Genomic DNA, 23,981 nt, shown 5'->3' on the forward strand with positions numbered 1-23,981 from the left:
CTTTATCAGAGTGGAAAGTCATGCGCGCCATTGCCCGAGAGTATTACTTAGTATCGTCCTATTTAGACAAATGGATCAAACAAGAAATGACAACCAGCTCATTTAAAGAAAAGGACAATCGCTCCGAACAAGAAGAACTCCAGCGATTACGAAAAGAATTAGCTCACGCCAAAATGGAAAATGATATTGTAAAGCAATCAGCGCTGATAATGAGACGAAAGTAGATGTGACTTAATATAATACTCACAAGTATTCGGTATCAGCAATGGGCCATCCTAAAAACTCTCGATTTACGTATTATTATGTGGTATAACACACGCAATGTAAGCCTAAAGAGGGTCCACTAATAGCGCTTGTCTATAGTCTTTTTCAAGAAAGCAGAGGAACCTATGGAATGCTTAAATTTTAAGGATGGTCTTCATCGTAAGGGGACTGTGTATCGAGAAGACGTATTGGTCGTATCATGACCAAGGAAGGTTTGATTTCCGTTTATACAGTGGGTAGTTATAATCCACGAAAACCCCAACTAACGAGGTGGTTATTACCAATAAATTGAATCAGTCATTTACACATTAAATTGAGCAACACAGTATCGTGAGTGACCTCACCTTTACAAGAATAAGGGGGGTGATGGCAATATGTTTGTTTATTGCTTGATCCCTACAAGCGATAAGTGATTGGTTGGAGCAATGGTCCAAATAAAACAAGTGGGCTTGTTAAAAGAGCCTTCGCTCCAGGTCGTGGAGATTTACGGATTATTAAGATTTTCCACACTAATTGAGGGATTGAATTTACAAGCCGAGTGAATGACATATCCCTTCATGCATTTTGGATTGAACGTTCACTAAGCCTAAAAGGTTACCCCTATGCCGACGCTCGTCCAAAAAAAGTATGACCCAGCGTGACTGGCCCCATTTCATTCATCTGGCTACTAGTACAATTAGGAGCATCACCGAACACTGCTTTATTTATGACCAAACGAAGTAATTTTAGCAGGTACGCCCTTATAAGCTTCGCAGAGATCCATGAATATCATCCCATAGTCTCGCGGTCATTAGCGAAAAAATAAATGGTCATTAATGACTGCGAGCATTAAGGCGGATTAACAAATCGTTGAATCATTGGGGAATTTTTCACGTACCTTTGTATAGAATTTTTTTGTAATAGCTCAAACAGACAAGGCCATTGGAGTAGCTGAATTTTAAGAGGAGGACTTATAGTTCATGGCCCCTTTCGTTGTAGGCAATAATTATTCCCGAAAAGATGTTTGTAGGATAATGAAAGTACCTGTAGAAAGGCAGAGGGGAAATTGGTTTACAGGTTACAATACTTTTAACAATGATGTGTTTATATTTGCTAATATAAATTCTGTTGGTAGAACTGGACATAACTATAATAACAATTTTATAGGGGATGATTTGCAGTGGTTTAGTAAGAACAATCATTCACTCAAGTCTCAGACGATCAAAGAAATGTTAGATCCTAATAAGTTAATTTATATATTTACGCGGGAAGATAGTAATGATGTAAATTTTACATTTCAAGGTAAGGGTAGAGCAAAGGAGACAGGTGGTGGAAAACCAGCTAGAATTCTATGGGAGTTTACTAACCCAAATGAAGGTCGACCAGAAAAGTTGGCTGAAGAGGTATTTAACCCCGAGTGCTATCTTGAAGGGTCGACTAAAACAATTACTGTAAACATTTATGAACGTAACCTAGTGGCAAGAAAAAAATGTATAGAATATTATGGTTCTACTTGCACTATTTGCGAATTTGATTTTAAAAGAAAGTATGGTGCTATTGGTGAAGATTTTATACATATCCATCATCTTAAAGAATTGAGTAAGATTAAAAAAGAATATAAATTGAATCCTATTAATGATTTACGACCCGTATGTCCCAATTGTCATGCAATGCTACATAGAAGAAAACCTGCTTTTACTATTGAAGAATTAATAGTTCAAATGTTTGACTCTAAATAACTCCCCGAATACTAACTATGCGGTAACAGGTCTTGAATAGCTTCTACAAGACATATATCTAGATGAAAATGAAAAAGGAGACTTCTTTACCCGATCTGGCCTAAAAATAAAGGGAATACTTTGTTTCGTAAACATAAAGCTTATAAATGAATCTGTGAACAAAAATCCGGTGTTTTTGTTAATCATTCAAATCGGGGTGACTTAAAGAAGTGTGTTGAATATAAGCATGCTTGAGTGGATCATCCTATTTTACCCAAGCCTATAATGGACCTCTGCCTATTGGACCTTTATTACAACCTGATAAGTTCACAAGCGTAATCTTATATTTCCGAAAAACTCAAAACGCAGCCTGCACAACGAATCTCTAATTGTCAGGACTCACAGTAAATTACAAAAAGCCCAGCACACCAACACTACTTTCTAGTATGCTTGGGGAAAGGATGTGATACGGTGATTTTTAAGTTAAATATTCAGCTAAGCTATCTAAGCCCGGCGATTGAACGAACGATTCTCTTTGATGGTCAAACGACTTTTGGACAATTGCACGATGTTATTCAGTGTGCATTTGGTTGGGAGAATAGTCATATTCATGATTTTAAAGTGGAAACTGAGGAAGGGGAAAATGTCGTCAATCTTTTTGGGAATAAGATGAAATCGATCATTACAAATCCTGATATGGTTTTTGATGCGATTATTGAGCCATATAATGAAGCGAAGGAAATTATCGCTGACTGGTTTAATGGAGAAAGGGATGAAATTGAATACCTTTATGACCCTGGCGACGATTGGTTGCATACAATTAAACTTATGAAGGTCTTGGAAGGACGAAAGGAATGTCCAGAGATCATTGAGCTCAGTTACTTTGCACCTGAAGAAGATTCCCGGAGCGAATGGCCGGAAGATGAGTGGATGGAGTCTGGTAATCACGAGGTTCCTGACCAAGAAACAGAAGAGATGTTGATGAGTGAGAAGAATGGGATGATGTGGTCGCAACGTTTTCGACTCGGGCCAGCAGATTTGTTTATTGACAACATCTGGGACAACCTCCTCACTGAAACAACACGATTCAAAGCTGCAGCGCCGTGGAAGGCGTTAAATTCTGATGATATTATCGCCATAAAGCACCCAGAAATGGAAAAAATGCTGTATTGCAGTGTCATGGGCGCTCTCGGAGAGATGTACGGCATGGCCGTCTACCAAGGTGATGAAGGTTTGCAATCGCTACTTGGCGTGCTAGAAGGAACAGAAGACGGACTGAATCAGAAATGTTTGATGCTTTCTTTCGATAATCGTAATGACTTAACGAACCGGGATTACCGGTTGATCAAAGATGCGGGTCACACGTTCCGAGGAAAAAATGCGTGGCCGCTGTTTCGGTCGTTCAGGCTGGATATTATCCGTGGCATATTGAGCCAGAGGAAGCGGCAGAGTTGATGTTGGCGATGGAGCAGGTAATTGAGGTTGTGCGCGAGTACGAGGAGCCGTCAGAAGGTAGGGTGTTTGCGCGAATTCCTACTATGACTAATGAAGGCGCAGAGTGGAAAAGTAAAATGATCGATTTTGAATATACAGAAGTAGAAAAAGAGGTACAGCCGCTGCCCTTTGAGCAGATTAGGCAAGTACAAGCTGCGGCTAGACAGATGGATGACGTGCTTGAGATTGATGTGCGGTCATTCCCAGAACCAGTACAAGATCAAAAGGACGAACGGCCTCACTTTCCAATTCTGTATGTCGCATTTAGCCAAAGGATGGGCATGATCGCAGATCACAAAATGATACATTTCGAAGAGGAATCGGATCTTCCGCAAATGATCATTGATTATTTCCAAAAAACCGGATATTACCCAAAGCAAATGAACATCCAAAGCGAGCGGGCTTACAACGCTATAGCCGGTATTGAACAGACGATGGGCATCGAAGTGAAAGAAGGGCCACTGCAGAACTTGAACGGTGTGTTAAGGGAGATGGGGATGTTGTAGGGAAGTACGGGGTGCGAACCCTAAGCTTACTTAAAATCTATAAGGGGTTCGTACCATGAATTGAATCGGTTGATGGATGAATAGTCGAGAATTAGGGTAATATTTCCTCATGGATGTGGTTACAGGATTTGAGGTTTATAAATATCTCAGACCCTATCGTACCTTGTGCAGGTGCGTGGATTGAAACTATATTTTGTTTTTGTTGTAAGTTTTTACTAGAACCCATGATCGAGGTCATGGGTTCTTTTTCTTTTTCGGTTGATTATCAACTGAAATAGTTGATGATTTACTTATAAATGAAATAACAATCTATAGAAAGGAGCGAGCTGTTGTATGTTGCGCACATTTCTTTAGAGATAAACAATAGACCGCATACGTTAGCGGAGCACACGGTCTAAACGCTAGAATAAAATTGACAGATTTTGCTCGATTCGATTTCACACGTGTACTCTGCCAACAATGAACCTATAGAGTACGTTTGAATAGTTAAGTAAGTGCAACCTTTTATTGGCTGCACTTATTTTGGTGCGTTTGTTACTTTTGACTTCTGTTCTTTTTATATATTTTGTTTCTATTTTTTAAAAGTTTTGTAGTATTATTAGATCGGGGATGTTGAACTAATTATCTTGTTTTTTGCTTTTCGTTTTCACAATCTTAAAAATGAGAAGAGGAATGATGGATGTCATTTTTTGCAATATTATTAGCGATTTTATTTTTCTTTATTACAGGGGCTGCTATCATTTCATTAATCGTCTTTGCGGTCATGAAGAATAGGAAGTTTGTGATGATTTCAGGAATTACGGCTGGGTCTACTGCTGCTGCGTTTATTCTTTTTATTGTTGTGGCTGTTATTGCGTTTCCTTCATCTCAGGAAATTTCTGGAGATTCGCTCGATGATGAGGATATAGATGTTCCTATTGAGGAAGATGATGTGATTGAAGAGGAGGAGTTCGAACTCATTGAACTTGATCTTGAAGTCGATGATCCATTAGAGGAAGAGGAACCGACTCTAGAACCACAAGTAATGGAAGGAGATATCACTCCATTAGATCATATGGAGAGTTTATTAATCGAAGCTAATGGTGAGGATTATGTAAACCCGATTGTCGAACTTGATGAAGATGAAGTCCTGGCTGTTATCTCCGAGAATTCCAAAGAAAAATGGCCAGATGATTATAGCATGCAAGAATTTAGCCTTAACAATCAAGAAGAGGCATATCGTGAATTGCTAACTTTAGAGATTGATAATGTTTTTGACTATGTGTTAATAGAACAATCTTTTGATAAATGGGATTCAGATTTTGATATGGTTAAATTTAATTATGAGTATCAGCAGGAATCTTTAGTGGATCTATGGGAGATTAATAACAACTTAGCGGATGAAAATGAAGAAGACATATTCATTGAAGCTATAGACCATTGGGGGACGAATTTTGACATGGTTCTATTTCGTTACGAGGACCAGTTAGAAAGCTTTGACAACTTGAATTCTAGAAGTCCATAGGAATGAATACTTATGAAGTAAATGCATGGCATCTAGGGATTCGCTATACTAAAAATCCAAATGCTTACAAAAGACTTCATTCAAACATCCCCTTTCCATGAATATGGCATAAAGAGTTCTAACGGGTAATGTAGCAAATCCTTTTTACGACTTCATGATCACATGAATTTGGGAACGTAGTGTGTCTGTTGGCCAAAGCGATATTTCCTTAGAATATGCGATAGGGATACTCTATAAAGACCAAGTTTTATTCTGTCGACGGAATGCTTGGCAACGATTAGAAGCAAGCGATCACTTGCAAAACGATAGAACAGAATTTCATGTAGAACACAGGCGACTAAACCATAAACACCTGAAATACTTGACGCACTTGAATGCTATAATTAACTTGAAGACTAACGAAGTGGAGGAAGCAAAATGAGTAAAAATGATGTGTCCTTTACCAAAAAAGCTGACTTCTTGTTGACCTATAGTTGGAAAAATAAAACCAAAGATCAAGTAATAAAAGAGATGGATTTGCCGGATTATGAGCAAATTTATCTCGATGAAGCCATGCGTCATAATGAAGTAAAAGGTGATTATACGGGAATGGCGTTGGATCGTTATATCCTACAAAAATTAGATGAGGAACAAGCTGATAATTTTGATAAGGATGAGGTCATATACGTTAACCGAGATCATTCCAGGTGATTGTAAACAGAGACAATGAACAAGGATTTCCATGCCTAGCCTGCTATAATAAGAGGACTCCTCACTGATCGGAGCTCACACATGAACGAAAAATCATTCTACTTATCAAAGAAACGAACGAACTTAATTATTTTTATGTGCGTGTTGGCCGCTCTAGTTTTGTTCGCTTTTGCGTTTCTTGCTTGGATGAATCCGGATGGGCAGGGCACTTTTAGTTTAATATTGGTTGGGCTTTTGGTGCTTGGCTGTATTCCGATGATCTCTACGGTTACGGAAGATGCAGGGGCGATCATTACGGTGACGGATGAGGGCGTGAGGTTCACGGTAGGTCTCGTTCCGTGGGAAGATTTGTACTCTGTTCACTTGTATCGCAATAACGTCCATACGTACATCGTCTTTATTACACTAGATGATGCAAAATATGAAGAGAACTTTTCTAGTCAGAATGCCAGTTATGTTTATGACTGGCTTAGGAGTGAGGGGATTCCGGTATTTAGTTTTGACTATCATCATTTGAAAAACCGAAAAGAATTACTTCAAACGCTCATGGATTATGGCGTATCGGTTTACGACGTGAGAGGTCGACCGGTGAAACATGAGCGGAAAAAAGTATCTTAGAAATCAGGAAATACAAAAATCGCTATCTCTTATAGAGCATACCACTGAAAAATAGCGTTCCGCACTTATATAAAGTGAAGTGAACAATACTTCATTTATTCGTTAACATAAACGATCTGGGGTTTGAACTAGGTAGTGAACCGTTATGGGAGGATTTTCTCAATCTTGCTAGCTTATTCGGTTGGAATCTTACCATTGGCCATTCTATGGTAAGATTTCCAGTATCTATGGGAGGATTTTTAACAATACGCCTGGTAAAACAAGGGGAATCTTACCATAAAACGATATATGGTAAGATTTTTATCCCTCCCCCGTGACAATGCTCAGTCCGCTGGTGTTTCGAATTATCTTCACTAGCTACTACTAATCTCCAAAGTAAATCCCGATCTTGTCGTCGAATGAACCCCTTTAATTTAATTTATGTAGATCGCTGTATTCCAATAAACTCCAGATGAGTTCAGGTGCAAAGCTCAAACGATTAATCACTACACACTCATTCTTATAACATGAAATCATCGTATTAAATGGGATAGCGCATAGAAGAGAGTACGATTCTCATTGGCTCCCAGAGAGCAGGGTGCGTTTACTTACTGACTTCCTTCAAATTCCTCCCTCAACACATCCCCACGATTTGACCACTCTATACAATTCAACGCAGGTAATCTGAAAATCTTTTGAGCGACTATCGCTGGAAAGAGATCGGATTTACCGGAATGCTGCGTCGATTAACATATTCTACAATGTATTCTACTTCTTTGTTTCGTCGACCACTTCTACGAAGATTTCCTAATATATTCCGAAGCGATTACTTTTCTGGACACATCTCCACAGGATAAGTGCTGTTTCTATCCAACTCTTAAATCTTCGCTGTAAAGGGATAAATTTCTGTGTTCGGAAACTGTGTAATCCTCTGTTATGCGTGAGCGGAGCCTCATTGCTTCTCATAATGTACGAGGGTCGCGACGGATCGCTTACTGCACACATTAGTGGCATCAATTAACCCGAGGCTTTAAGTGAACCTACTAGTGAACGGTACTTATGCAGTGGTCGAAAAAAAGTAACTGCTTCTTATTAACTGAACAATGGCCAACTGAAAAAGTTAATCGGGTCATTGATCGTGCATGAAGTGCTGATTAACCATCCTCCTAGACAATTCCTCCCGACATCATACATTTTCGGACTATCTCTTCCCCTCCTGACAGGTGATTCGCATCCCGAAGGAAAACTTATTTAAGGACTGCAAGTACAAGGAGGGAAATGTGTATGCACTGGAAGAGAGTCGTTCCGATGGCGGCAATGCTTGCTGTACTGCCTGCGAATATGGCAGCGGCGGATTCGCCTGAGGATGCGTTGGAAAAGATGGACCGAATTCTCGAGATTGAGAAAGAGGATACGGGTGATGGGCAAGTGATGATGCGTAGCACGAACTTTGATCCGTCTGAGTGGATTCGGTATGATAATTTGTTGCCGGAGCTGGAGCGGATTGCAGAGTTGAGCGACGGAGAGTTCGACATTGATGTGCTCGGCCAATCCCAGCGCGGGCGGGACATTTATTCTACGCGCATCGGGACGGGCGACGAAGTGATCCTCATTACGAGTGAAATTCACGGCAATGAGAATTTCGGTACGGAATCGTTAGTTTCCCTTCTAGAGACACTTGCGACGAGTGATGAGGAAGAAGTTCAGTTCATTCTGGATGAGATTACGGTCGTGGCGGTCCCGAAGTTCAACGGACGGGGCGGAACTTGTGCAGCGTCAAAATGACATTACGTGGGACGAAGTCGTTGAAAACCATCCGCAATTGGAAGGGGCGGAGCCTGCATGGAACTATAACGAAAGCAGACAAGGGTTTGATGTGAACCGCGATTTCAATGCGGACTTGGATTATGTTCCTGAAGCAGCTGACCTTCCAGGCAACACGGCGAATTTTGGTTTCTTTTTATCGAATGAGTCACAAATTTTAAGAGATTTGTATCAAGAGTTGCAAGCGGAGTTTGGCGGGGTAGAGGCGTACGTGGACCTTCATCAGATGGGCGCGAACAATGTGATTGAAGGGACAGACGAACCGGTAACGATTGCCCTCGACTATCCGGCGCTTGGACCAGACGGAAATCCACGCTATGCAGACGATTATCCAGAGTGGGATCAAGATAAATCGCGCAAATACGCACTTGCGGCCGCCAACGGTGTGAACGAGCGGGCGGACGGTGGTGTCGAGCCTGGGTTGGCGCGGTATGTGCATCATTCTACTCGGGATTTACCTGGACAAGCGCGCCATGCGTTTGCTCTAAACGGCACCGGGACAGTATTGTTTGAAATGCCGGGCCAGCAGCCGAATGCACCGTATGATCAGAACCTCATCGACATTATGGAAGACGGGCTGTGGGGCATTCTCCATCATATGGCAGACGGCATCAATCAGCTCGATGGCGATGATTTTTATGAGTTGCCGAAGTATTGGCCGGACACACCGCCAGTGTCTGAACCTGCACAATTTGCAACTGACTTTACAGAGAATGCAGTTGGCGAGTCACCTTCGGATTGGTCGCCGTTCTGGCAAGCACGGGCTGACCAATTTACCGTACTTGACTTGCCCACACGCCTTCAGTTTCTGACTGGGTCCGGGTCCGTGGTCTCGTATCAGACAGTGTTGGTGAACTGTACGGTGATACAGAAATCTTCGGGCTCGTTCGTGGAAATGATATTCACCGGACGATGTTTGAGCTTGGCTTCCATATGTCTGGGTCTCCGGGAAGTGAGAATGGCATTTACGTAGATGCGCAAATGAATACGAATGAAGTGCGTATTATGCAGCGTAGAGGGGGCAGCACGTCTGCACTTGAAACGGCAGAATTGCCGTTCACGTTGGAAGAAGACGAGTGGTACCGCGTGTTGCTCAAGCGTCAAGCTGAATCGGTGCAAGTGAAAATGTGGCCGGATGGTGCAGAGGAACCAGCCGATTGGCAAGCGGTGACGATTCAGAGCAACATGTTCGGCGGTAAAGCGGGTATTTCCCATTCAACGCCAGGGAATGTGAATGAATACGCCTACGTCGGTGTCGGCATCGGCGGGCTTGAAGCACCGCACGCACCTGATGATCTCGTCAATCCTGTTGACCCTGACCTTACGGCTGAAGACATTCGCGCCCTTGTGTTTGACTTACAAGCGTCAGGAGACATTACCGACGAACGAGTCGTAAGAACGCTAACGCTCCACCTTACAGCGATCGCCAATTACGAGCGACGGGATAATGGAGCAAAAGTGCTCGAGCATATGGCGAGCTTTGAACTGTTGCTCGAACGTTACTTTGACAACGAGATGATCTCTCGGTATGCGAACTACATGCTATCCATTCATGCCGAAGCATTGATTGCAAAGTGGACAGATTAAATTATGAAGCAAGAAGGATGCCGCGGCTTCACGTGGCATCCCTTTTATCAACTGTATATAAATTTGACGAAGCACTCTTGAATGAATAAATGACAATCTCCTTCCAAATACTTTCTGTATTCTTTAATAACTCTGCGCTTTGAAGCGTTCACAATCCTCAACTCGCTACTTCTTCGTAAAAACCTTTTTGATCGTTTTCAGCACCCGCTTGTAAGTCGGTCCCATGATCTTCTCGTTAAATACATCGAACAAGTTGGAGAAAAAAAGGATGATGGCTAGAAAGCTCGCAATAATTAATGTTGTTTGAAGTAGCTCCATGTTGATGAGGTCCATACGCGTCACCCGTTTTGTTTTAATTCGTAGATCCGATCGTATCAACTAAGGCGGTCGTTTTCAACTGCACTTTTTTGTTATCATTAAAGACAATAACCTCTACGAAAAGGATGACGCCTATGCCTGCGTACAACAAACTTGTTAGAGATCGGATACCGGCAATCATTAAACAACAAGGCAAGCATCCGGCAACGATTGTTTTGACTCACAATGAATACGAGCACGAACTCCGCAACAAGTTAAACGAAGAGGTCGAGGAGTATTTGACGGCGTCAACAACGGAAGAAGCGCTAGAGGAACTTGCCGACATAATTGAAGTCGTATATGCTCTAGCGACCGCTCATGGCAGTTCAGCAGAGCAAGTAGAACAGATTCGTGCAAACAAGCTGGCAGAGCGCGGCGGTTTTCACGACAGAGTCTTTCTGGAACGGGTTGATAACGACAACAACGATTAGTCTTGGGCTGATTTGCACAGGTAGTTGTAGTCCGGACTACAAGTGCAACATCGGTGGTTAGAGATCGCCCACCGTGTTTTTTATGCTGTCCAGAGCAAAACGGCGACGCGGTTCACGTTTATGCCTACTGGCTAAGGTGTGTGGAAAGAAGTCCAAATGCCCCATATATTCATTAATGTGACACTTGAGAAAGAAAAATCATCATTTTAAACGTGGATGCGCACATAAACGGAGCCAATGGTCACAAATCGCGATATATGTGACCGTTGAGGGCCGAAAGTGGCCGGTTTGAGGGCTGGATTGTCACATACGTGACCGGCCATCACGTGCTTGTGCCAAGTGGTGACCCTAGGTCACCACTTTTTACCCTTCGGCAAACGTTTTCCGTGTTGCCCGCAACCCTTGCAGTGACGAACAATGATCGACAACGAAGTTGTCGAAGTGAGATGTACTTCAACAGTCAATAGGTAGGCGTTTGCCTGTAAGGATCGATCGCGATAATAGGACTCACTGAATTTCTTTCGTTCAACGTATATAGCACGAATGATTGGCTTTTCGGGCGCAGTCTTCTACAATTAGTTTAAGAGGTTCATAGATCGTGCATAATGTAAAGACAAATGGAGGGACTGTTCATGAACGAAAAGCAGAAGCAAGAGTTGTTGCAGGAGCTTGAATTACGTAAGACAGATGAAGATAGAAGAATCGATCGCGAAGAGGAGAAGATTTGGTCAGCGGTGAAGGAACCCGGAGACCTCCGGCAGGCGTTTCAAGCCCTTACCCGAGACCAACTCATCGGAATTACGAAGCTATATAAAATCAAGAATTATAGTAAACTCAATAAAACGAAGTTGATTGATATGCTCGTCGAGCAAGTGTCTGAGCGAGCTCATCCATTCTATAAGCGGATGCCATCTCACGTCTATCAAACAATGAAGCGTGCGCTGGATGAGGAAGACGGCGTAATTGAGCCGAGTTTATCCCCTTATTATAAAGAACTCTACTCGTATTGTTTGCTGTTCCCGGCAACGGTTGATGGAAAACGGGTACTGTACTTGCCTGAAGAATTAAAGCAAGTATTCAAAAAAGCTGATGGGGACGAACTACAGGAACAAGTAAATAAGAATACAGAGTGGGTCCAAGTCATAAAAGGCTTGCTCCATTACTATGGTGCGATCGAAGCTCCTCGTACACTCATGGAGTTGCTTTTGTTAAACACGAACTACTCATATAAAAAAGAGGGAACTGCGTTTATCGATGCCCTTCATTTTGATTTACAATTTACCGACCAATTTGATATGGAAGCCGAATTCCTTTCAAGTTTCATGGTGGATGATGTGGACCGAGTGTTAGCGGAGCAAGAGAAACGTCCTGACCTCGACTATCGAGAGTTTACAAACGAGCAGTTAATCGAAGCTTCTGATGAATCGTATTATGAGCGTACTCCAGAAATGAATCGTCTTCTTAAGACGATTGCAAAAAATTACGATGTGACCGACGAAGAGATCTTAGATGATATCGGTTTTGAAGTGATGATGTTTACGAAACAATCCACACCGATTTCAGGAATGTTGATGTTCTTAGAAGACCGCACAGGAGTGCCACCCCTAAGTGAAGACGTAAACCAGCTCATCCATGAGCTAAATGACGTATACAATTCCACCCCAAGTTGGGAGCTCAAAGGCCATAGACCAAATGAAGTGGCCGGTGAATCAGCAGGAACCCCACGTAACAATGTCGTTCCCTTCAAACCTGGCCCGAAAGTGGGACGAAACGAACCATGCCCGTGCGGAAGTGGGAAGAAGTATAAAAAGTGTTGTATGGACTAGCCTAGAGTTGTGAAGTGAGCCTTGCTTCACAACTTTTTTATATGCTCCACGAATTTCTGAACGAGGTTCAGATCGGTTGTTTGTTGTTTATAGACAAGTCTCGTCGGCCACATGATGTTCTCCCCGTTTTTAGTTTGAATGTTGAATCGTTAAGCTGGAGTCTCTTGGGACCATCATTTCAGGTGCGATTATATAGCCTAATCCTTGTTCACAAAATTTCTGAGCAATTTCCATCGTGCTCGTCGTTATACTTACGCTAGGGGGTTGTTTATACTGGTCTCGCCACCAATTATCAATGATTGCCGTCAAGTACGGGTCGGTTTGATAGAGGATCCGTTTATTGATCGGTAACTGATCGAGAGGGATTTTCTCGGTAGCGAGAATACATATCCGTTCTTCTGTAAGGGTAAGTTGTGCATCAGTCCAATGGTGGTCTCCTCGAACGATGCCGACGTGCACATCTTCTTTATACACCGACTGGATGATCTCTTTATTAAAGCCGTCGGTAATCGTATAGCTAACATTCGGGTGCTTGTGAGAATAGGCGTGAAGAATTTCAGGGAGAAGGTGAAGAGCGGCAGAACGAGAGGCACCGATGCGAAGTGTCCCATGAGGTTCTTCCTCCAAGTTCCATAGATTTTCTTGCAGTGTTCTCATATTCGTTAACAACTTTTCCGAGTGTTTAAGTAGATACAATCCTTGATCAGTAAATTCTACCCCTTTTCGTCCTCGTTTTAAAATCGTAATTTCGAGCTGTTTCTCTAGTTGTTTAATCCGATGTGTAACGGTCGGTTGCGAGATAAATAGTCGATTGCCTACTTTCGTGAGGTTGCCTTCTTCATGAATGGCTTTAAGAATCTCAAAATCTTTAAAATCCATTATTAATCCCTCGTTATTTGTATTTTTAATCACATACAATTAATATAATCTATTTTTTTAATAATTCACTTTAGTATACACTGAATGAAAGTGAAGTCGTAAAGGGGAAATGAACGTGAACTCATACAAAGTTGCGGTGTTGGCTGGTGATGGCATTGGAAAAGAAATTATCGAGGCAAATCAACAAGTGGTCGAAGCTTGTATCGATGCAACCGTGTTAGACATTGAATGGATCGCTTTGCCGATGGGATGGGAAGGCATTCATAAAGAAGGAACGCCCTTATCAGAAAAAACGAAAGAGACGCTTCAAACGTGTGATGCATGGATTTTAGGTCCGCATGACTCTGCGGCTTACCCCCAGCAGTTCAAGGGAGAACGTAACCCGAGTGGCGAGCTGCGTCATCATTTCGATTTGTTTGCGAATGTTCGGCCTGCCAAGTCGATGCCGAAATCAAATGCACGAATCAGTGATATGGACCTCGTTATCTATCGAGAGAATACGGAAGGGTATTATGTGGATCGCAATATGCATACCGGTTTAGGAGAATTTAAAGTGACAGAAGATGTTGTCGTTTCCACCGGGGTGTTCACACGAAAGGCGATTACACGAATTGCTGAAGCCGCTTTTGAAGCAGCGATGGAGCGCAGAAAGAAAGTGACCATCGTCCATAAAGCGAATGTTATTCGCTTAGGTACAGGGTTCTTTTTTGGACGTTTGTCGAGAAGTTGCCGAGAAGTATCCTGAAGTAGACGTTGATGATTATCATATCGACGCAATGGCCGCGCACCTCGTTCGAAGAGGTGGGGATTTTGATGTCATCGTTACGGAGAATATGTTTGGGGATATTTTATCGGATCTTACAGGTGAGTTAGCAGGAAGCCTAGGCATCGCACCGTCCATTAATACGAGTAAAACGCAAGCGATGGCACAAGCCGCTCACGGTTCAGCCCCAGACATTGAAGGGAAGAATATCGCCAATCCAATTGGCATGATGCATTCAACGGTGATGCTTTTTGAATGGCTTGCGAAAAAGCACGATGATGAGCGGCTTACTCGCGTTGCGAGGAAAATGGAGGAGAGCATCGCAAGAACGATTCACCGAAACATCGTTACGCCAGATTTGGGGGGGAGCGCTACGACGTCCTCGTTTGCTGAAGCCGTCTGTGCTGAGGTTGCCAATGACACGGAGGTTTAATGGCATTGTAGATATGCACGTCCACTCAGCACCCGATGTACGTGCGCGTAAGCATGATGACCTTCAGTTGCTCGAAGCTGCACAATTGTCTGGGCTAAAAGCGCTCGTCTTGAAATCGCACCATTTTCCGACGAGTGAGCGAGCGTCGTTATTAAACCAGCTTTACCCAGAGGTAAAAACATTCGGGAGCATCACATTGAATGAAGCGGTGGGTGGACTGAATCCGAAGGCTGTCGAAGTGACAGCTTCATTAGGAGGCAAAATCGTTTGGTTGCCGACGATTGATGCAGAGAATCATAGAAGAAAAGCCGGCATAACCGGAGGGGTTCGATTGTTTGAACAGGGGAAGCCTGTTTCAGCGCTTTGCCATATTTTAGAGATAATTGCAGACCGTGACTTGATTCTTGCGACAGGACATATCTCTAGTGTGGAAATGGAACCTATCATTCGGGAAGCGTTCAAACGAGGGGTTCAAAAAGTCGTCATTACTCACCCTGAATACCACATTGTGAACGTATCATTGAAGCAGCAACAGGAGTTGGTATCAGAATACCCCGTCTATTTTGAACGAACATTTGCTCAACCGCTAAAAGCCGGTGTTTACAAAATGAACATGCAAACAAATATCGAAGCAATTCATCGTGTTGGTTATGAGTCCACGATCATCTCAACGGACAGTGGTCAACTGGAAAACCCAGATTGCAGATGCTCTTGAAGACATGCACGCACAGCTGCATAAACATTTTACTTCCAACGAAGTGGACCAAATGATGAAGGATAACCCGTCCAAACTGCTTGAGATATAACGAAATTACCCACGCCCCCTGCTAGCCATCAGTTTTATTGATGGTCAATACAAAATAATCTGATTTCACTTCTGGCTGAATATTTATTACTATTATATTTAATTGCTGTACAGACCTAAAGTATTCAGTCTTGTAAGCGGTTTATTTCAATAGAGAGCATGGGGGGAGTCTATGACAATTGATCTGAGAAGTGACACCGTGACCCAACCTACCGAGCAGATGAGAGAGGCGATCTTACACGCTGAGGTTGGGGATGATGTGTACGGAGAAGACCCAACGATCAATGAGTTGCAGGAGCAGGCAGCCGCGCAGCTTGGAAAAGAAGCAGGGCTGTTTGTGACGAGTGGGACGCAAGGGAACCTCTTAGCGGTATTGAGTCAGACAGAACGAGGGGATGAGGTTATTCTCGGTGAAGATTCGCATCTGTTCTACTCAGAAACCGGTTCGCTTGCCGCCATTGCAGGCGTTCAGACGAGAACGTTAGAGAGCGTAAACGGACAGATGACGATCGAGCGGATCGCCAAATCGATCCGTACAACCACAGACCTTCACCAACCAAAAACCGGACTTGTTTGTTTGGAGAATACACATGCACGATCGGGCGGGTCGATATTGCCTCTTTCGTATATGGAGAAAGTGGCGGACCTGGCTGGCGGTATGAATATCCCTATTCACTTGGACGGATCAAGACTGTTTAATGCATCGGTTCGTTTAGGAGTCGATGTTCAAGACATCACGCAATATGCCGGTACAGTGCTCATTTGTCTATCGAAAGGATTGTCCGCACCGATGGGCTCGATTCTCGTCGGTGATCAGCCAACAATTAATCGAGCGAGAAGGTGGCGAAAAGCTCTCGGTGGAGGGACGAGACAAGCAGGAATTGTCGGTGCTGCCGGTCAGGTTGCATTGGCATCGATGGTTGATCGATTGGCCATTGATCATACGAACGCCGAAGTTCTTGCCGATGGTTTACATCGATTGCCCGAGCTACGCATCATCAATGAGGAAGTCCACTCGAATATCGTGATTGTATCGCTCGAACAGCTACCCATTGATGCCACTTTATTCATCCAAAGGCTTAAAGATCAGGGAATATTGGTGAGTCGAATGAATGAGCGCCAAGTCCGACTCGTTACCCATCGAGAAATATCAAGAGCAGATGTTGAACGAGTCGTTCGAGTGATTAAAGAAATGGTGCAAGAAGTGTGAATTGTAAAAACATAGATTAATAGCGATAGAAGGGGGAGTCCAGCATGTCAGAAGCATACTTAGCATTTTTTGGCTTTTTAATTATTTTTGCTGTAATCGCTTTCTTAATGTGGGGCAAGATTCATCCGATTGTTGCGATGGTGATTATACCTGTCATCGGTGCACTTATTGCAGGGTTCGGCTTTGATGAACTTAGAGAGTTCTTTAGTGGGGGACCGATCAAGTTATTAATGTAGCGATTATGTTTATTTTTGCAATTATCTTCTTCGGCATTATGAATGATGTCGGCTTATTTAATCCAATTATTAAAAACTTGATTATCCTTACGAGAGGGAATGTCATCATTGTTTGTATCGTCACAATTATCGTAGGGGCAATTGCCACCTTGACGGGGCTGGTGCGACCACCTATTTATTAACCATTCCTGCCCTCATTGGTTTATACAAACAGTTGAACATGAGCCCGATGTTATTGCTCATGCTCGCCACCTTTAGTCTTGGCTTTATGAATGTCGTTCCTTGGGGAGGCCCGGTTGGGCGGATTGCTCGGTGCTTGGGTATGATAACCCTGCTGAATTATGGTACCCGCTTATCCCGTGGCAAATCGGAGCGTTGTTCCTTGCGATTGGGTTTGCGATTGTTCTAGGTATGAGAGAGAAAAAACGTATCAAGAGACGTATAGATAACGGGGAAATTCAGAACACACAAAATATCGATTCAAGAGAAATTGCTGATGACTTTATTAAGCAACAAAAAGAAAATGAAGAAGCTTCCAATGAGAAAACGATCAAACATCCAGCCATGATCTGGATTAATGCACTATTGCTCGTCGGCGTATTGTTGTCGATGCTCTTTGATATCTTACCACCGGCGCTTGCCTTTATGATCGGTCTTGCGATTGCGTTACCGTTAAACTTTCGCTCGGTCGATGATCAAATGGGGCGAATTCGTGCCCATGCGCCAGCGGCATTAATGATGGCATCTATTATTCTGGCTGCCGGACTGTTTCTCGGTGTCATTACAGACTCAGGAATGCTTGATGCCCTTGCATTGTCCATAGTTGGGGTCATGCCAGATGCATTTGGTCCATATCTCCATATTGTCGTCGCGTTTTTCGGTATTCCTTTGGACATTATTATGAGTACGGATGCATATTACTACGGCATCTTCCCAGTCGTTGAAAGTGTAGCTTCAAGCTTTGGCGTTCCATCAGAATCAACCGCGTTTATGATGTTGATTGGAAGCACATTCTCGCAAGGGTTCTTATCTCCTGCCCTTTGGCTAGGTGTTGGTCTGGCCGGTGTACAAATTGGTCAATTCATGAAGTACGCATTCTTCTGGTTCTGGGGTTTCGCCATTGTTGGTTTGATTTTCGGTTTCATTATCGGCGTTTACTAAACCAACCAAGATTTTCTTTATACAATGTAAACCCGGAAACGATCAAACAGTCACTCAGTTAGTGGCTGTTTTTTCTTACTCATCGGGTTGAAATGGAGTTTTGTTATGGATGTTATTCATCTAGTTTTCTTGGATGTTGTGTTGCCGATATTACTATTGATGACGTTAGGAATGTTCCTCCAAAAGAAGTTCGATTTTCATCTACGAACGATTACAAAATTAATTACGTATTGTTTTATGCCTGCGGCAGTCTTCTTAAACATTTCCCAGTCTGCTTTTGACTATCAGTTAATGGGTCAATTGTTTTTGTATTTGCTATTATTCATGTCTAGTCTCATGTTGCTCGGAACGGGTTTGGCGAAACTGTTAAAGCTTGAGACACCGGAGCGGGCCGCATTGAAAAACAGCATTTCACTTATGAATGCAGGGAACTATGGTTTACCGATTAGCCAGCTCATTTTTAGTGCTAACCCTCTAGGTGTTTCGATTCAAATTTTTATTATCGTCATTCAAAATATCCTTACCTATTCGTATGGCTTATACAACTTAATGTCAGCATCAAAATCGATTTTGAATATTTTAAAGGCGCTCGTTCGCTTGCCGATCATACATGCCCTTATTTTAGGTTTAGTCTTCCAAATTTCAGATGTACCTCTTCCAAATTTTGCCCTCATTCCGCTTGAACAGCTGGCTGACGCATTTATGGCTTTGGCGTTATTCTTACTCGGTGCGCAACTCGCCAACATCAAATTGAAGGCGTTCCATCAAGTGATTGTGTGGAGTTTGCTCGGCCGGTTATTCGTGAGTCCAGCCCTCGCTTTGCTCTTCATCTATTTACTCGGCATTGATGGGGTGATGGCGCAATCGTTGTTAATTGCGAGTGCATTGCCGACGTCAAGGAACACGGCAACGCTTGCATTAGAACATCAAGTCGCACCTGAGCTACATGCACAAGTCGTGCTCTATTCGACGCTCGTCAGTAGTATAACGGTAACGGTTGTCATCTACGTATCGATGGTTTTATTTTAATGTTATGCCATTTGAAATATTGATTTCTGATTGCTGTTTTTACTATTTTTACTTATGGCAGAGTGGATGTAATCTAAACATATAACAGTGCATATTAACCAGCTGTACTTGATTGATGTTGGAGGGAAATACAATGAATGAAGAATCGGTCACATACTACTCTGCCGAACAACTGACAAAGGTGAGTCGGTTGTTATTCGAAGCAGAAGGAGTTCCGGAACAAGATGCCTCAACAATTGCTGAAGATCTCGTTGCCGCGAACGTCAGAGGTTTGGATTCACATGGAATTTCGAGGATGCCGATGTATCTCGAAAGAATCCGGAAACAAGTTGTCAATCCAACACCGAACATTCAAGTGGATTCAATTACGTCTGCGGTTTCCAAAGTGGATGCCGATAACGGGATGGGTTTTTTAGCCGGCCATATTGCGATGGCAGAGGCGGTGAAACTTGCCGAAGTTTCAGGTATTGGGTTGGTCGGGGTACAACGAAGTACGCATTACGGAATGGCCGCGATCTACGTGATGGAGGCGATGAAAAAAGGGTACATCTCGATGGCGTACACGAATTCATCACCAGCATTCCGCCTTGGGGTGGAAAAACCGCCTATTTAGGGGCAAGTCCATTCGCTGCTGCGGTTCCTGCTGGAAACGAATCACCATACGTTTTAGATATGGCAATGACCGTTATTGCTCGGGGCAAAATTCGTTTAGCGGCTACAAATGGGGAAGCCATACCGGAAGGGCTAGCACTCGATAACGACGGGGCACCTACGACGGACGCAAAACAAGCATTTGAAGGGGTTTGCTTACCGTTTGGTGGTGCAAAAGGTTCGGCATTTGCGATGTTAATGGAACTATTATCAGGCGTACTCACCGGAGCGAACTACGGCGGGAATGTGAAAAGTTTATATTTCGATCATTCAGAGCCCCAAAATGTCGGACACTTATTTATTGCCATACGCCCAGATCTATTCGTTTCCGATGCCGAGTTTCATCATAGAATGGATGATTTCGTGCAAAAGACGAAATCGTTGCCAAAGGCGAAAGGGTTTGACGACATCTTAATTCCCGGAGAGCCCGAGGAGAAAACGGCGCAAACTCGTCTGAAAACAGGAATTCCACTTAGTGAAAATGTACGAAAAGAACTGCAATTAGAATTGGAGCGCTACGCGTTAGATGTGTCACTACTAAGCTAAAAGGGGGAAGCGTTTTGTGAAGGTCGCTTATCCATATCAGACCGAAGAAACAGCACAGCAATTGCTCAGTGCGAAAGGAAAATCGAAGCACATCATTCCGGCGCTTTCTGCAATCGGCTATGATGGCATTGAACTACTCGTGCGTGAGCCGAACATTGCCGACCTTGATGCAGTGTACAAGATGATGCAGGGGAACGATTTGCAAGTGGCGGCGTTGAGCACAGCCGATGGTTGCGGATGATGAGCTATCATTTACGGCAAGAGATCGCTCGAAACGAGAGGAAGCGATACGTAGAGTGATTGAGTTAATCGTTTGGGCAGAACGATTTAATGCGGTCGTGACCATCGGTAAAGTGCGAGGACAGCTCTTGGAAGACGAATCATATTCATGGGAGTTGATGAGAACGGCTTTTGATCAAGTGCTCATAGAAGCAGACAAAAGAAATGTACAGCTGGTGATCGAACCGCAAAATGAGACGCATATGAACAATTTAAATGGTACGTATGAAACGATCGATTACATCCACACATTTGCTCGTTCTTCTCTAGGAGTCATGTTGGATCTTGTACATGTCGAAGCCGAGCAGACGTGGGGAACGGTCGCTGAATGTTTCCGATTTGCAAATGAACACCTTCGGTTTGTTCACCTTTCAGATTCAAACCGGCTCGTTCCAGGCAAGGGTTCTTTTGATGTGCTGTCTGTTTTGAATACGTTGCAACAGATGGACTATTCCGGTTTTATTAGTCTAGAAATCAAGCAGCAAGGGGACTCTCTCGACACGGCAAAGCGGGCGATCGAATACTTGCGATCCATTCAATAAATCAATGCATTGAGGTGATGATCATGCAAAAGTCAATTCCTTGTTCCGTGTATCGTGGGGGTACGAGCCGCGGGGTGTTTTTTAAGGAAGAAGATTTACCTCGTAATGACGAACAGTGGCAGAATATTTTTTATCAAGCATTGGACACGAAGAACACAAATCAAATTAACGGGCTCGGCAGTGGTACGTCTCACACGAGTAAGGTAATGGTCGTCGGAACGAGTTTACGGGAGAATGCACATATTGAATTTACATTTTATCAAATTGGCATTGGTCAATCTGTAGCTGACTCACTAGGCACGTGCGGGAATTTGATGGCAGCTGTCGGAGCATTTGCCGTTGATGAAAACATGTTGGACATCGACGCTGCGCAAAATGAAGTGATCGTGCGGGCATACAATACGAACACTGATCGTCACGTACACATCACAGTACCGGTCATTGAAGGGAACGCGCAGGTGAGCGGTTCGTATCACATGCCTGGTGTCGTCGGAAAAGGTGCTGAATATCAAGTCAAGTTGATTCGTCCTGGAGGAGGCAAGCTTGGGCAAACGTTGTCTTTAGGCAACATATGCGAAGAAGAGCAGTTTCAAGTGACGCTTTCTGACATTGTAAACCCGTTTGTATTTCTATCTGCTACCGAGTTTGGTTTGCGAGGGAATGAGTGTGTCGCTGAATTAGCGAACAATCATCAGCTTCTACGCACAATCGAGAGAATCCGCCAATTATATTCGGTCAGATCAGGCCTAACAAAAACATTGGAGGAGGCGAAACAGTACCAATCGATTCCGAAGGTTGCACTGCTCGCGCCACCGATGGATTACTCAACCAACAACGGAGAGCGAGTAAGTTCGGATCAAGTTGATGTGACAGCTAGGATGGTATCGATGGGAACGGTTCATAAAACATTTGCTGGGAGCGGGTTGTATAATCTAGCAGGCACAGCGTTGCTAGAAGGAACATTGCCAAATCAAATCATAGGTAGCAAAAAAGGAAATACGTTGCGGATTGGACACCCAGGAGGTGTTATTTCAGTCACTGCCGAAACAGACGGAAAAGAGGTAGAAGCTGTAATGATGAGTCGCACCGCAAGACTGATTATGCGCGGAGAACTCTTTTATACGGATCTTTATTAAGAGTATTAATGGTTAAGTATTATCTTTTTCAATTTTATCTATCGTATTGAAAAACGTACAATATGTGTAGGACTTCTTGCAATGTGGAGGAAATAACAGATGAAGAAACTGAGAATTGGTTTAATTCACGCGACGATGAACTCTGTCTCACCCATTCTTGATGCGTTCTCCTCGTATGGAGAAGACGTTGAGCTCGTAAATTTTATGGATGAGGGTTTGATTTATGCACTAAATGAAACGAACGAAGTGACGACTCGGATGATCATGCGCTTGACGGACTTGGCAGGTAAAGCAGCAGAGAGTGATGTGGATGCGATTTTATTTACCTGTTCTTCGTTTACACCGTATGTTTCTGATATAGCCGACTTAATGCCGGTTCCGGTACTAAGTTCCGATCAGAGTATGTTGGAGCGGGCGGTATCAGAAAGCGACAACATTTATGTAATTGCAACGATTCGCGCTGCTGGTCCGACGACCGAGCGAATCATACAACAGATCGCTAGAGAGCAAGAAAAAGATGTAACGGTTCGGGTTCAAGTCGTGACAGAAGCGTTTGCTGCATTGCAAGCAGGTGATGTAGCTAGCCATGACCAGCACATTCGTGAAGCCATTCAATCCGTTCGTGCTAGCGACACGGTCGTGTTGGCTCAATATTCAATGGCGCGCGCTGTGACCAACGAAACAACCCCTTATCCGAATGTGTTGACCGGGCCTAGCGTTAGCGTAGAAGCCATCATTAACCTCGCAAAAAGGGGGAGGAGCAAATGAATGCAAGTGAATTATTTTCAGTAAAAAATTGTGTCATTGTTTTAACAGGCGCAAGCCAAGGGATCGGGAAAAGCTTAGCGGAGTTGTATGTTACAAATGGCGCCAAAGTAGCGCTCGTCGCGAGAAACCGATCGTCTTTAGAAGCCGTGCAAGAAGAACTAGGGAACGGTGAAAACGTCGCGATTTTTCCATTTGATGTGACCGAGACAGCTCAATTACCGAAGCTAGCGGAAGACGTGTTCGAGCGGTTTGGCGCCATTGATGTATTAGTGAACAATGCAGGAACGAACATCACCAAACCTGCGATTGAGTTTACAGAAGCTGAATGGGACGCTGTATTGGACCTGAACCTAAAAAGCGCATTTTTCTTTAGCCAAGCCGTTTACCCCTATATGAAAAAACAAGGGGGAGGCAAAATCATTCATATGTCGTCACAAATGGCTGAAGTTGGCTATTATAAACGGTCCGCATACAGTTCGAGCAAAGGTGGAGTGAAGCAATTGACGAAAGCTCTTGCGATTGAATGGGCGGGCGACCACATCTTAGTGAATGCTGTCGGTCCAACCTTTATCGAGACACCGCTCACCGCTACGATGATGGAGGATGACGCATTCAAAGCCGATGTGCTAAGTAGAATTCCATTGGGGCGGCTTGCGAAGACAGAAGATCTATTTGGTGCAATGCTTTACTTAAGTTCTGGAGCTTCGAATATGGTAACCGGACAAACGCTTTACGTCGACGGTGGATGGACAAGCTGGTAAAAGGG

Annotated in this window: 22 protein-coding genes and 3 pseudogenes; 23 read left to right on the forward strand and 2 right to left on the reverse strand. The window is 43.5% G+C overall.

Going from position 1 to position 23,981, the window contains the following annotated elements:
* Nucleotides 1-20: 20 nt before the first annotated feature.
* The 10 genes from JCM19039_RS23145 to JCM19039_RS09680 all read left to right on the forward strand — a co-directional run bounded on the left by JCM19039_RS23145 (nucleotide 21) and on the right by JCM19039_RS09680 (nucleotide 10,163).
* A complete protein-coding gene (locus JCM19039_RS23145) occupies nucleotides 21-224 on the forward strand; it encodes a hypothetical protein (RefSeq protein ID WP_081834442.1) in 204 nt (67 codons plus the stop codon).
* Nucleotides 225-1,223: 999 nt separating this feature from the next.
* Nucleotides 1,224-1,982, forward strand: a complete 759-nt coding sequence (locus tag JCM19039_RS09645) for a DUF3427 domain-containing protein (protein ID WP_042426524.1) — start codon at nucleotides 1,224-1,226, stop codon at nucleotides 1,980-1,982.
* Between the two features lie 450 nt (nucleotides 1,983-2,432).
* Nucleotides 2,433-3,416 (forward strand): plasmid pRiA4b ORF-3 family protein, encoded by a 984-nt coding sequence (locus JCM19039_RS09650; protein ID WP_042426527.1) that lies wholly within the window; start codon nucleotides 2,433-2,435, stop codon nucleotides 3,414-3,416.
* Nucleotides 3,344-3,961 (forward strand): hypothetical protein, encoded by a 618-nt coding sequence (locus tag JCM19039_RS09655; protein ID WP_152550161.1) that lies wholly within the window; start codon nucleotides 3,344-3,346, stop codon nucleotides 3,959-3,961. Before JCM19039_RS09650 ends, JCM19039_RS09655 begins: the two co-directional genes overlap by 73 nt.
* A 679-nt stretch (nucleotides 3,962-4,640) precedes the next feature.
* Nucleotides 4,641-5,465, forward strand: a complete 825-nt coding sequence (locus JCM19039_RS24355) for a tripartite tricarboxylate transporter TctB family protein (protein WP_042426532.1) — start codon at nucleotides 4,641-4,643, stop codon at nucleotides 5,463-5,465.
* Nucleotides 5,466-5,882: 417 nt separating this feature from the next.
* Nucleotides 5,883-6,155, forward strand: coding sequence for a hypothetical protein (locus JCM19039_RS09665; RefSeq protein WP_042426535.1), 273 nt, complete (start codon nucleotides 5,883-5,885; stop codon nucleotides 6,153-6,155).
* An 81-nt stretch (nucleotides 6,156-6,236) separates the two neighbouring features.
* Nucleotides 6,237-6,773, forward strand: coding sequence for a hypothetical protein (locus tag JCM19039_RS09670; RefSeq protein WP_042426538.1), 537 nt, complete (start codon nucleotides 6,237-6,239; stop codon nucleotides 6,771-6,773).
* A gap of 1,263 nt (nucleotides 6,774-8,036) precedes the next feature.
* The gene (locus JCM19039_RS21955; RefSeq protein ID WP_052398675.1) at nucleotides 8,037-8,537 is read left to right on the forward strand and encodes a M14 family zinc carboxypeptidase; all 501 of its coding nucleotides are present in this window, start codon (nucleotides 8,037-8,039) and stop codon (nucleotides 8,535-8,537) included.
* The gene (locus tag JCM19039_RS09675; protein WP_052398676.1) at nucleotides 8,521-9,549 is read left to right on the forward strand and encodes a hypothetical protein; all 1,029 of its coding nucleotides are present in this window, start codon (nucleotides 8,521-8,523) and stop codon (nucleotides 9,547-9,549) included. Before JCM19039_RS21955 ends, JCM19039_RS09675 begins: the two co-directional genes overlap by 17 nt.
* Nucleotides 9,510-10,163 carry a hypothetical protein gene (locus JCM19039_RS09680; protein WP_042426541.1) on the forward strand — a complete coding sequence of 218 codons (654 nt, stop codon included), beginning with the start codon at nucleotides 9,510-9,512 and terminating at the stop codon, nucleotides 10,161-10,163. Before JCM19039_RS09675 ends, JCM19039_RS09680 begins: the two co-directional genes overlap by 40 nt.
* Nucleotides 10,164-10,328: 165 nt before the next feature.
* Here JCM19039_RS09680 and JCM19039_RS24360 read toward each other — a convergent pair whose 3' ends face one another.
* Nucleotides 10,329-10,496 carry a hypothetical protein gene (locus tag JCM19039_RS24360; RefSeq protein ID WP_193744198.1) on the reverse strand — a complete coding sequence of 56 codons (168 nt, stop codon included), beginning with the start codon at nucleotides 10,494-10,496 and terminating at the stop codon, nucleotides 10,329-10,331.
* Between the two features lie 119 nt (nucleotides 10,497-10,615).
* Here JCM19039_RS24360 and JCM19039_RS09685 point away from each other — a divergent pair, with 119 nt between their 5' ends.
* A complete protein-coding gene (locus JCM19039_RS09685; RefSeq protein ID WP_042426544.1) occupies nucleotides 10,616-10,951 on the forward strand; it encodes a nucleoside triphosphate pyrophosphohydrolase in 336 nt (111 codons plus the stop codon).
* A gap of 632 nt (nucleotides 10,952-11,583) precedes the next feature.
* Entirely contained in the window at nucleotides 11,584-12,777 is a 1,194-nt protein-coding gene (locus JCM19039_RS09690) for a YecA family protein (protein ID WP_042426547.1), read from the forward strand.
* A gap of 129 nt (nucleotides 12,778-12,906) precedes the next feature.
* On the opposite strand, the gene JCM19039_RS09695 is transcribed toward JCM19039_RS09690, so the two are convergent.
* Nucleotides 12,907-13,656 carry a LysR family transcriptional regulator gene (locus tag JCM19039_RS09695; protein WP_052398677.1) on the reverse strand — a complete coding sequence of 250 codons (750 nt, stop codon included), beginning with the start codon at nucleotides 13,654-13,656 and terminating at the stop codon, nucleotides 12,907-12,909.
* A gap of 115 nt (nucleotides 13,657-13,771) precedes the next feature.
* Between JCM19039_RS09695 and JCM19039_RS09700 the strand changes: the two are divergent.
* The 11 genes and pseudogenes from JCM19039_RS09700 to JCM19039_RS09750 all read left to right on the forward strand — a co-directional run bounded on the left by JCM19039_RS09700 (nucleotide 13,772) and on the right by JCM19039_RS09750 (nucleotide 23,976).
* Nucleotides 13,772-14,852, forward strand: a pseudogene (locus JCM19039_RS09700) (isocitrate/isopropylmalate dehydrogenase family protein).
* Complete coding sequence (locus JCM19039_RS09705) at nucleotides 14,836-15,567, forward strand: DUF6282 family protein (protein WP_052398678.1); 732 nt, start codon at nucleotides 14,836-14,838, stop codon at nucleotides 15,565-15,567. Before JCM19039_RS09700 ends, JCM19039_RS09705 begins: the two are co-directional and overlap by 17 nt.
* Before the next feature lie 262 nt (nucleotides 15,568-15,829).
* Nucleotides 15,830-16,867, forward strand: a complete 1,038-nt coding sequence (ltaE, locus tag JCM19039_RS09710; RefSeq protein WP_042426550.1) for a low-specificity L-threonine aldolase — start codon at nucleotides 15,830-15,832, stop codon at nucleotides 16,865-16,867.
* A gap of 44 nt (nucleotides 16,868-16,911) precedes the next feature.
* Nucleotides 16,912-18,264 (forward strand): annotated as a pseudogene (locus tag JCM19039_RS09715) (CitMHS family transporter).
* Nucleotides 18,265-18,369: 105 nt separating this feature from the next.
* The gene (locus JCM19039_RS09720) at nucleotides 18,370-19,293 is read left to right on the forward strand and encodes an AEC family transporter (RefSeq protein WP_042426553.1); all 924 of its coding nucleotides are present in this window, start codon (nucleotides 18,370-18,372) and stop codon (nucleotides 19,291-19,293) included.
* Nucleotides 19,294-19,426: 133 nt separating this feature from the next.
* Nucleotides 19,427-20,490: pseudogene (locus JCM19039_RS25395) on the forward strand (Ldh family oxidoreductase).
* Nucleotides 20,491-20,506: 16 nt separating this feature from the next.
* On the forward strand, nucleotides 20,507-20,731 hold the full coding sequence (locus JCM19039_RS09730) for a hypothetical protein (RefSeq protein WP_042426556.1): 225 nt from the start codon (nucleotides 20,507-20,509) through the stop codon (nucleotides 20,729-20,731).
* Nucleotides 20,718-21,311 carry a sugar phosphate isomerase/epimerase family protein gene (locus JCM19039_RS09735; protein ID WP_042426558.1) on the forward strand — a complete coding sequence of 198 codons (594 nt, stop codon included), beginning with the start codon at nucleotides 20,718-20,720 and terminating at the stop codon, nucleotides 21,309-21,311. The genes JCM19039_RS09730 and JCM19039_RS09735 overlap by 14 nt, the downstream gene beginning before the upstream one ends.
* Before the next feature lie 23 nt (nucleotides 21,312-21,334).
* Nucleotides 21,335-22,447, forward strand: a complete 1,113-nt coding sequence (locus JCM19039_RS09740; protein WP_052398679.1) for a PrpF domain-containing protein — start codon at nucleotides 21,335-21,337, stop codon at nucleotides 22,445-22,447.
* A gap of 99 nt (nucleotides 22,448-22,546) precedes the next feature.
* Nucleotides 22,547-23,215, forward strand: coding sequence for an aspartate/glutamate racemase family protein (locus tag JCM19039_RS09745; protein ID WP_042426560.1), 669 nt, complete (start codon nucleotides 22,547-22,549; stop codon nucleotides 23,213-23,215).
* Nucleotides 23,212-23,976, forward strand: coding sequence for an SDR family NAD(P)-dependent oxidoreductase (locus JCM19039_RS09750; RefSeq protein WP_042426563.1), 765 nt, complete (start codon nucleotides 23,212-23,214; stop codon nucleotides 23,974-23,976). Before JCM19039_RS09745 ends, JCM19039_RS09750 begins: the two co-directional genes overlap by 4 nt.
* The last annotated feature ends 5 nt before the right edge of the window (nucleotides 23,977-23,981 follow it).

Origin of the sequence: Geomicrobium sp. JCM 19039 (genome assembly GCF_000698145.1) — a bacterium.
Classification (GTDB): Bacteria; Bacillota; Bacilli; order Bacillales; family Marinococcaceae; genus Geomicrobium_A.